The 1,191-nt window shown below is 64.8% G+C and carries 1 protein-coding gene; it reads right to left on the bottom strand.

The genetic code is table 11. The annotated features are described in order from the left end of the window. On the bottom strand, positions 1-1,191 hold the full coding sequence (tuf, locus tag A6A04_RS00045) for an elongation factor Tu (RefSeq protein ID WP_068489173.1): 1,191 nt from the start codon (positions 1,189-1,191) through the stop codon (positions 1-3).

The raw sequence follows: 1,191 nt of genomic DNA, 5'->3' as shown, positions 1-1,191 counted from the left end.
CTACTCGACGATCTTGGCAACCACGCCGGCGCCGACGGTCCGGCCACCCTCACGGATGGCGAAACGCAGGCCTTCGTCCATGGCGATCGGGCAGATCAGCTGCACTTCCATGGAGACGTTGTCGCCCGGCATCACCATCTCGGTGCCTTCCGGCAGGCTGACCACACCGGTCACGTCGGTGGTGCGGAAATAGAACTGCGGACGGTAGTTGGTGAAGAACGGAGTGTGACGGCCGCCCTCTTCCTTGGTCAGGATGTAGGCTTCGGCCTTGAACTTGGTGTGCGGCGTGATGGAGCCCGGAGCCGCCAGAACCTGGCCGCGCTCCACGTCCTCGCGCTTGGTGCCGCGCAGCAGGGCGCCGATATTGTCGCCGGCCTCGCCCTGATCGAGCAGCTTGCGGAACATTTCCACGCCGGTGCAGGTGGTCTTGACGGTGGTCTTGATGCCGACGATCTCGACTTCCTCGCCCACCTTCACCACGCCGCGCTCGACGCGGCCGGTCACCACGGTGCCACGGCCCGAGATCGAGAACACGTCTTCGATCGGCATCAGGAACGGACGATCCTTCGGACGCTCCGGCTGCGGGATGTAGCGGTCGACCTCGGCCATCAGCTTCAAGATCGCCTCGCGGCCGATTTCCGGCTGCTTGTCTTCCAGGGCGCACAGGGCCGAGCCCTTCACGATCGGAATGTCGTCGCCGGGGAAGTTGTAGCTGGACAGCAGCTCGCGCACTTCCAGTTCCACCAGCTCCAGCAGCTCGGGATCGTCGACCATGTCGACCTTGTTCATGAACACAACCAGGGCCGGCACGCCGACCTGACGCGCCAGCAGGATGTGCTCGCGGGTCTGCGGCATCGGGCCGTCGGCGGCCGAAACCACCAGGATCGCGCCGTCCATCTGCGCCGCGCCGGTGATCATGTTCTTCACATAGTCGGCGTGGCCGGGGCAGTCCACATGGGCGTAGTGGCGGTTCGCGGTCTCGTATTCCACATGGGCGGTGGAAATGGTGATGCCGCGCGCCTTCTCTTCCGGCGCCTTGTCGATCTGGTCGTAGGCGGTGAAGGTGGCGCCGCCGGTCTCGGCCAGCACCTTGGTGATCGCCGCGGTCAGGGAGGTCTTGCCGTGGTCAACGTGACCAATGGTCCCGACGTTGCAGTGCGGCTTGTTGCGCTCGAATTTAGCCTTAGCCAT

The sequence above is a fragment of the Paramagnetospirillum marisnigri genome, from assembly GCF_001650715.1.
In the GTDB taxonomy this organism is placed as follows: Bacteria; Pseudomonadota; Alphaproteobacteria; order Rhodospirillales; family Magnetospirillaceae; genus Phaeospirillum; species Phaeospirillum marisnigri.
This window is presented reverse-complemented; position numbering and strand designations above follow the sequence as displayed.

Excerpts from the sequence above, each read along its gene's own strand:
- tuf (WP_068489173.1), bottom strand. The coding sequence starts at position 1,191 with ATGGCTAAGGCTAAATTCGAGCGCAACAAGCCGCACTGCAACGTCGGG.